We start from the raw sequence: 7743 nt of genomic DNA on the forward strand, positions 1-7743 counted from the left end.
GGTAGTTGATGAATCAGGAGCCTTCCTCTCCTTGCTGCAGCACAGGACGCTATCAGGGTTGTCAGATCGGGCACCGCGGTTCATCAGTATAATTGAGGCTCTCGCCCTAGTGCCACAGCATAGACAATATCAAATGTGCTGTTTCACAATAACAGATCGTAGCGCTCCCGTCAAGATTGCGGCCTTTTTGGCCTTCTCAGCGAGGGATCTTGACACAGACACTTATCGCGCGAATCCAGTTCTGGACTCGTTTCCGACTACAAAGCTCATGTATTCTCAGATAGTACCAGAAAGTACCATTGGAGGGAAGTCTGTCGCGCCAAAGGAGCCAACCTGAAGCGGATCAGCGGACCTGGCCCGCCGCTGGTAGGCGGGCGCAGGTCCGCTGGAACAGGATAGGACAGGACAGGTGGATAAAGGGAGGGCGAGAGGGAGCTGGCTCTCTCCGCGGGAGCGAGACGCCCCCTCTCGTGGGAAATCTGCTTAGCTGCCAGTGTACTCGTAGAGCTGGCCACCGCCACCGAAGCCGCCGCTGCTCGCACCGGAAGATTGCCAGGCGCTGCTGCTGACCAGCTTACAATGCTGGGTGATCCAGCTCACCAGGGCACTCTGGCCACCGCCAGGCCCACCACCTGTGCCGTTGATCAGGAAGAAGCGCACCTGGCCACTTTCCGCCAGGGCTGCCAGCTTGGCAGGGGTTAGAATAGGGTCGCTGCCAGAGAAGCCGCCCATAGCCATGACGGGCTGATTGGTAGCCAGAATGATTGAATCAGCCTCGTTGGAACTCATGACAGCCACCAGGTACTTGGCGCCGTTACGATGAGCCTCCAGGTAGTTAATCAGGGCCGTATTGACGGTCAGGCCCTCAGAGCCACCGGCGCGCTGGCCACCCTCCCCATTGACAGGGCCTTCGAAGTTCTCAATGTAAGAACGGAAGCGACGAGCAGCGTTCTCGCTGGCATTGCTGCCAGAGGAAAAGGCCCTGAAGCCACCAGTCCCAAGGCCGCCGAACTGGTTGCCCGGTCCGGCTGTAGGCAGGCTAGCCGCTTCACCGCGCAGGACAGGGATAAAGGACCAGACCGCCGGCGTGAGCTGCAGGGCAATCAGGGCTACCACCAGGGCAGGCACGAGCAGGCGTGCGCGCTCGCGCAGGAAAGGCAGAAAGCGCGCCATGAAAAGCACCAGAGCTGCCAGAGCACAGGGCACGGCAATGAGAGGAATGAGCCAGGTTCCCCAGGCCGGATTGCTGGTGATGATGTGCAGTTGCTCCAGGGCTGTCAGCAGGAGAGCCAGGGGCAGGAGCCAGCCACGCCAGCCATGACGGCGGTAGTCGTGCCACATAACTACAACGCCGATGCCGAAAAGGGCCGCCACCGCAGGGGCCATCGTGGTCAGGTAATACTGATGGAAGAAGCCAGCCACTGAGAAGAAGACAGCGGTGGTCAGGAGCCAGATGCCCCAGAGAACCAGCCCTTGCTGTTCAGGATCGCCACGGAAGCGCGGGCGGCGCTGCCAGGCAACGGCTATGATTCCAAGCAGGGCAAGCGGCAGCAGCCAGACGATCTGACCGCCGAGTGGCTCATTGAAGAGGCGGAAGGGACCAGGCGTCCCGGTTCCAAACATGCCGCCGCCGCCACCGTTACCGCTGAACGCGCCGCGCAGACCTTCGGGGCCCTGACCGGTGTTGCCCGGCAGGGTTCCATTGCCTGGGCCAGTGGTGGCCTCGGGCGTGCTCGCCGCACTACTGGAGTTGCTGCCATTGTCGCTTCCGCTGGTGCCGCTGCCAGGTACAAAGGGCGTGCCCTCCTGGTTTCCACTCGTGGGAGGGGCTCCGTTGCCCGGGGGAGCGCCTGCGCCGCTGGCGGGCTGCTCTCCCGGCTGGAAGTAGCCTTCGGCTGGCGCCGCGCCGCTGCTGGCGCCGTTCGTCCCATTACTGCTGGCGCTATTGCTGTTGCTATTACTATTGCTGCTGCCAGAGGAGCTGGAGCTATTGCGCTCGAAGGTGGGAATATTGCTGTTGCCGCGCGCCCCGGGACCAAAGCCGAAGTGGCCCAGCAGACGCTGGATGCCGTTATAGCCCAGGGCCAGGCTGATTTCTGAGTTATCCTGACTGGAGCCGACGTAGGGACGGGCAGAAGCCGGCGTCAGGTCCACTGCCAGGGCCCAGGAGAAGGAGACGGCCAGCATGAGCACGGTGGCCAGGGCCAGGTGTCCGATGCGCACGAGGATGCGCCGCGGGGCGGCCAGCAGGTACAGCAGGCCGTAGGCCGGCACTACTAGATAGGCTTCGAGCATTTTGATGTTGAAGCCCAGCCCAATGCAGAGGGCACACAGTAGCAGCCAGCGGAGCTTGCCCGTCTCGGCGGCCCGCATGACGGCCCAGGCGCCGAGCAGCATCACCAGCACAAGCGTACTGTCGATGGTGTTATTGCGATTGGTGACGACGCTGATCGGGCTGATGGCCAGAGCCAGGGCGGCAAGCAGGCCGGCAGTGGTACCGAAGTGGCGCCGCACCAGGTGGTAGAGCAGGAGGACAGAGAGCACGCCCGCCAACGCCTGGGGTAGCAGGACGCTAAAGGGCGTGAAGCCAAAGATTTTGGCGCTGGCGACCTGTAGCCAGAAGCCTAGGGGTGGCTTGTCGATGGTGACAAAGCCTCCAGGATCGAAGGAGACGAAGAAGAAGTTGTGCCAGCTATCGAGCATGCTGCGGACGCCAGCGGCGTAGTAGAGGTTGCCAAAGCCGTTGGCGCCGAGCTGGTAGAAGTTGAGAAAAACTGAAAGCAGAGCAATGGCTGCCAGGGCGAGGCGCCTCCAGAGCGGCGGCCACTCCCACTTCGCGCTTGGTGTTGGCGTCGCATCGGGGGCCAGAGGTCGATCGATCTCCGGCAGTGCCGGAGTCGGGGTCGGTGTTCCCATCATAGCGTTTCGGGTCCTTTCCGCTTCCACAGGCTTTCTTCGTGCGGTGTGACTGTTGCTGGGCCGTGACCGTCGCTGTCATGGGCTTTGCGAGTGCCATAGATAGGCCACGGCTTCCACTGGAAGTAACGCCGGTCCGCGTTGGTTGGCTGCGCCCCCATCCCTCTTAGGCCAAGGCCAGGCCGGCCCTGGACAAAGACCCAGAGCCGGAGGCCCAGATAGGAGATGAGGGCGGTACCGCCAATGGCGATGATTTTGGCGGCGTTGGTCCAGAGTGTCGGATTGATCAGGATGTGTTCCAGCGCCAGCCCGGCCAGCCAGAGAATGCCGCTGCTCCACAGACTGCCTCCTACGGTGATCAGGGCAAAGCGCAGCAACTCGCCGCGCGTGATCGGCTCGCGCCTGCCAAAGGTCCAATATTTGTTGAGCAGGAAGCTGTTGACGGCGCCCGCACAGTAGGCGACAATGTTGCAGGTCAGCAGGAGCGGCGTGCTTCTGACGGCCAGAAGCCAGACGAGCGCGTTGAGAACCAGGATATCGATCAGGGTGTTGAGGCCACCGGTGATGACAAAGCGCAGGAGCTGGCCAAGGCCACGGCTCAGGTGCCGGGCGGAACGCTGGATCGCTTCGTTCCTGGGCGCCGGTCCAGGCTCAGGCACTTCCGGCGGGCCTACAGGCTGCTCCTGGTCGCGACTGCCTGCCTCCGCTCCCGCCAGGATGGCCACAGGATCAACGGGGCCTAGTGCCAGTGAAATGGCAGGACCAGGCTGTGACTGGCCCAGCCGGTAGAGCCGCGGGGGCCGCAGAGAGCGCGGGGACCGCAGGGACTGCTGCGCCGGGTGCAGACGGGTCCGCACGCGCCTGCCTGTCACTGGTCGTGACTCGGGTACGACGGGAGCCTGCTCTCCGAGCCTTTGGGCGGTTGCCTGAGTAGGGCCACCCTCGGGTTCACCGGCTGACCGTTCTACTAACAGGATCAATGCGTCTCTCCTCTTTTCGGTCGTTCTCTGCTTCGTGTGCTTCTCTCTTTTGCTTGTTATCTATATGTGATATCTATTGCTTTCTTTGCGTGCTCGCTTCGTCGCTGAGATGGCGCCAGGAAGAGCCGGTCGAGCAGCAACGCTAACGCTGCCTTTCGGTACCTGGTTGGCCTGACCTGGTCAGGTCTTGACCAGCGGAACAGGTGACCCACCCATCCGACTGCCGCTGTGTTGGTGCGCTCCGGCCTGGACGATGCTGAGCCGAGCCGGCGCCAGCGCTCGTCCCCAGGTCCCACCTGTCCCCTTTAGCATAGGGGCCTTTTTTTGAAAGAAGATTGGAGAAAGATGAGAATTTTCTCATATGAGCCTGGCCTGCTTGCCGGGGTCGCCATGCCGCCGGCCTTATTGTGCAGCGGCGCCGCCTGGCCAGCTTTCCAGAGGCGGGCCGATCGGGAGCCATCTTCCGGGGCAAATTCCTTGATCTACAGGGAACCGATATAGTACCAGTGGTCCAGGTCAAAGGCCGGCGACGGGCCTCAGTCGGGGGAAGAGGCCGTCAAACTGAGCGGCAATTGGCCAGGAGAGCCGCCCCGGTGGCAGAGGAAGCCGATGAACCCTGTCTCTTCGCCAGAGGTCCTGGCCCCTCCTGGCCAGCCTGCTGTTCTGGCAGGGGCCAAGAGCCAGCGCAACGCCCAGGTGACCTGCCCAGCCATCCGCCTGATAGTAGCGGCCTACCAGAGCGCCTGTAGCTGGTCTTCTACCCTGTTGCGGCCCTTCTTTCAACGCTCTTGCTGACTGATCGCCCTCGCGCGTCTCATGGCGGTCTGGGCTGCGGACCAGCGGCGCGCTCTTTCTGTGGACAGGGAGGGATGCAAGCGCTTCCTCTGTCTGCACCGTCTCGCCGCGACTGGGGCGGGGGAAGGCGTTCGAGAGCCTGGCTGTGATGGGACGTGACGGGCAAGTGCTGGGACGCGCACCGATCACCAGACTGGCGATGCCTGGCCCTCCAGCAACGGTGGTCGCCAGCGCTGTGGCCGGAGAGAGGGAAGGAGGGGCACCTTCCTGGCTGGAGCCAGGGGTTCGTGTTCTTCAGATGAGATGGACAGATATAAAACGCTTGATCGCTTCCCTGGCCCTGGCTATACTATAGTCGATCCTTCCGAGTGGGACCTTTCCAGAAAGATAGGAGATGGCCTGGCAGGTATCTCGCGCTCCTCGTTCATCAAGTTTAACTGACGAGGTCTTTTTATGCAAATACAGTCATCCGAGCGCTTCTGCGAGACCTGTGGGGCGGGTAACTCCAGTCAGGCAAGCATCTGCTGGTACTGTGCCACCCCTTTCTCATCAAGCTCCAGCTCTCCGCCTGTCCACCCTGGCGCTGGTCCTCTGCTGGCCGGGCGCTATTTGTTGTGTCGTCCCATAGGTCAGGGCGGCATGGGTAGCGTTTATCTCGCCCTTGACCAGCACGACCGGTATCGGCGGCCCGTGGCCCTCAAGCAGATCCACAAACGCGGCCTCAGCGCCCAGGAGCGCGCCCACCTCGAACTCTCTCTGCAGCACGAGGCCGAGTTGCTGCAACGACTCACCCATCCCTGCATCCCCAGGCTCTACGCCTACTGGAGCGAACCCGACTACAGCTATCTCGTTCTGGACTACATCGACGGCGACACCCTGGAGCAGCGTCTTCAGCGCCAGCGAGGCCAGCCGCTAGGCCTCTCCTCTGTTCTCACCTGGGGCCTGCAGATCTGCGACACGCTCGCCTACCTGCACCAGCAGGAGCCACCCATCATCTACCGTGACCTCAAGCCGTCCAACATCATGCTGCGCCGGCAGGATGGGCAGCTCTTCCTCATCGACTTCGGTATTGCGCGCCGCTTCCGGCCCGGTCAATCCCGCGACACCAGCGTCCTTGGCTCGCCTGGCTTCGCCGCCCCCGAGCAGTACGGCAAGGCCCAGACCACACCTCGCAGCGACCTCTACAGCCTGGGGGTTCTGTTGCACAGCCTGCTCAGCGGCCTCGACCCTAGCGAGCAGCCCTTTTGCTTCGCGCCTCTGCGTCAGCTCAATCCGGCAGTACCCGAGCCGTTGGAGCAGCTCATTGCCAGTCTGGTCGCCCTGGATCCCCAAGAGCGTCCAGCCTCCGCCGAGGAAGTCCGTCGCCAGCTCGCCGCTCTCCTGCGGCGACCCAGCCGGAACGAGTCAGCAACGCCGCCAGCCGGCGGGGTTGTTCCGCCTCCGGCCGGCCAGTCCTCCGCCGTGCTGCCTCAGCGCGGCGCCATCAAGCGCCGCCATCTCCTGCGCTCCGGTCTTGGTCTGGCGGCAGTCGCTGTCGCCATCGGCAGTCTGCCAGTCGCAAGCCTGCTCTGGTCCCAGCTCTCCCAAACAGGTGGCTCCGGCGATCTCCTTGCCACCCTGCCCCTCGAGAACCTCCGGGCCCTGGCCTGGTCGCCCGATGGCACCCGCATTGCTGGCGGTCAGTGGCTGTCAGAAGAGGCCAGTATCGCCTTTCTCTGGAGCGCCAGCCTTGATGAGACCCTGCTCACCTACAACGGCCATCGCGGTGGCATCCTTTCGATGGCCTGGTCGCCAGACAGCCACTGGGTCGCTACCGGCAGCAGCGATCACAGCGTGCACGTCTGGGACACCAGCAACGGAAAGCTCTTCATCCCCTATCACGGTCATCGCGATAGCGTACAGGCGGTTGCCTGGTCGCCGGACGGCTATCGCATCGCCTCAGGAAGCGCCGACCGCACTGTCCAGATCTGGAAAGCTCTCAGCGGAGAGCCGCTACTCACCTACAGACTTCACCAGGAAGAAGTCCTCTCGCTCAGCTGGTCACCCAACGGAAATTGTATCGCCTCTGGCTCACTAGAGGGGACCGTCCTCGTCTGGGAAGCCGCCACCGGCCAGACCCTGTGGAACAGCTCCATCAGGCTGGCCGTTCCGATAGTGGCCTGGTCGCCAGACGGGACGCGCCTGGCTATTGCGGGAGATAAGGGCAAGGTTGTGATCCTGGACGCTGCCACAAGCGCACAGCTGCTGATCTACGATGGTCACAAAGGCCCCGTTTACAGCCTGGCCTGGGCACCAAACAGCCGCTGGCTAGCATCGGGCGGAGCGGACAACCTCCAGATCTGGAACTCTCAGACGGGGCGCCTACTCCAGAGCTACCCACACGAGAGCGAAGGTATTCGCGCCCTGGCCTGGTCACCCGATAGCCGCAACATCGTCATGGCCGGAACCAGAGTCGTGAAACTCTGGCAAGTCAATCTATCATGATCCGCATCGGTCGGTCCTGGTCTCCTCCCTCTCCGCGGCCAGCCGTCGCCACGGCCAGACCCCAGCAGGTGCGCCGTCCACTTTGCGCAGACATGCGCCTCATGCTATAATTGTCACCACTTCAGGCCCAGGGCGAGCCTGGCCTGGCGGCGCCGATCGTTCTCTGCGCCACCTTTCGGAACAGGGCTGTCCTCGCGGGACAGGCAGCAATCGACTATTTCCTTCCGTCTCTTGTCCTGAGCACTCATACGAGTTCAAGCGGCCAGGCCGCTGATTATCCGGTCTCCCAGGAGGCGGATTATGCAGGCCAGAGCTTGAGTTCCTTCGAAGAGCAGGGGGCAACGATGAATCAGATCAACGATCAACAGATCTATGATCTCTCGGTCATCGCCGATGAGCTTGGGAAGCAACTGATCCGCTACATTGAAGCCCAGTACCCTATCCGTCACAGAGACGTTGTGCGGGAGCGCCGCCAGTTGCTGGAAACAAAGGGCGTCATCGCGCGCGAACCCTATATCGAGAGCACCCCTGGCTATTCGAGCGGGTTGCCTTACCATGCGCTGAAGCT

5 protein-coding genes are annotated in these 7743 nt (G+C 62.6%); 3 read left to right on the forward strand and 2 right to left on the reverse strand.

Features of this window, described 5'->3' with window-relative positions:
- Window positions 1–483: 483 nt before the first annotated feature.
- Both ACFMO7_RS00545 and ACFMO7_RS00550 read right to left on the reverse strand, forming a co-directional pair.
- The gene (locus ACFMO7_RS00545) at window positions 484–2919 is read right to left on the reverse strand and encodes an ArnT family glycosyltransferase (protein WP_376793590.1); all 2436 of its coding nucleotides are present in this window, start codon (window positions 2917–2919) and stop codon (window positions 484–486) included.
- Entirely contained in the window at window positions 2916–3896 is a 981-nt protein-coding gene (locus ACFMO7_RS00550; protein ID WP_376793591.1) for a GtrA family protein, read from the reverse strand. The genes ACFMO7_RS00545 and ACFMO7_RS00550 overlap by 4 nt, the downstream gene beginning before the upstream one ends.
- Window positions 3897–4505: 609 nt before the next feature.
- Here ACFMO7_RS00550 and ACFMO7_RS00555 point away from each other — a divergent pair.
- The 3 genes from ACFMO7_RS00555 to ACFMO7_RS00565 form a co-directional block, all read left to right on the forward strand.
- Window positions 4506–4691 (forward strand): hypothetical protein, encoded by a 186-nt coding sequence (locus ACFMO7_RS00555; RefSeq protein ID WP_376793592.1) that lies wholly within the window; start codon window positions 4506–4508, stop codon window positions 4689–4691.
- A 453-nt stretch (window positions 4692–5144) separates the two neighbouring features.
- Entirely contained in the window at window positions 5145–7175 is a 2031-nt protein-coding gene (locus ACFMO7_RS00560; RefSeq protein WP_376793593.1) for a protein kinase, read from the forward strand.
- A gap of 314 nt (window positions 7176–7489) precedes the next feature.
- On the forward strand, window positions 7490–7743 hold a 254-nt coding region (locus ACFMO7_RS00565; RefSeq protein ID WP_376793594.1), incomplete at its 3' end, for a hypothetical protein.

Origin of the sequence: Thermogemmatispora sp. (assembly GCF_042408735.1) — a bacterium.
GTDB lineage: Bacteria > Chloroflexota > Ktedonobacteria > Ktedonobacterales > Ktedonobacteraceae > Thermogemmatispora.

Excerpts from the sequence above, each read along its gene's own strand:
- ACFMO7_RS00545 (WP_376793590.1), bottom strand. The coding sequence starts at position 2,919 with ATGATGGGAACACCGACCCCGACTCCGGCACTGCCGGAGATCGATCGA.
- ACFMO7_RS00555 (WP_376793592.1), top strand. The coding sequence starts at position 4,506 with ATGAACCCTGTCTCTTCGCCAGAGGTCCTGGCCCCTCCTGGCCAGCCT.
- ACFMO7_RS00560 (WP_376793593.1), top strand. The coding sequence starts at position 5,145 with ATGCAAATACAGTCATCCGAGCGCTTCTGCGAGACCTGTGGGGCGGGT.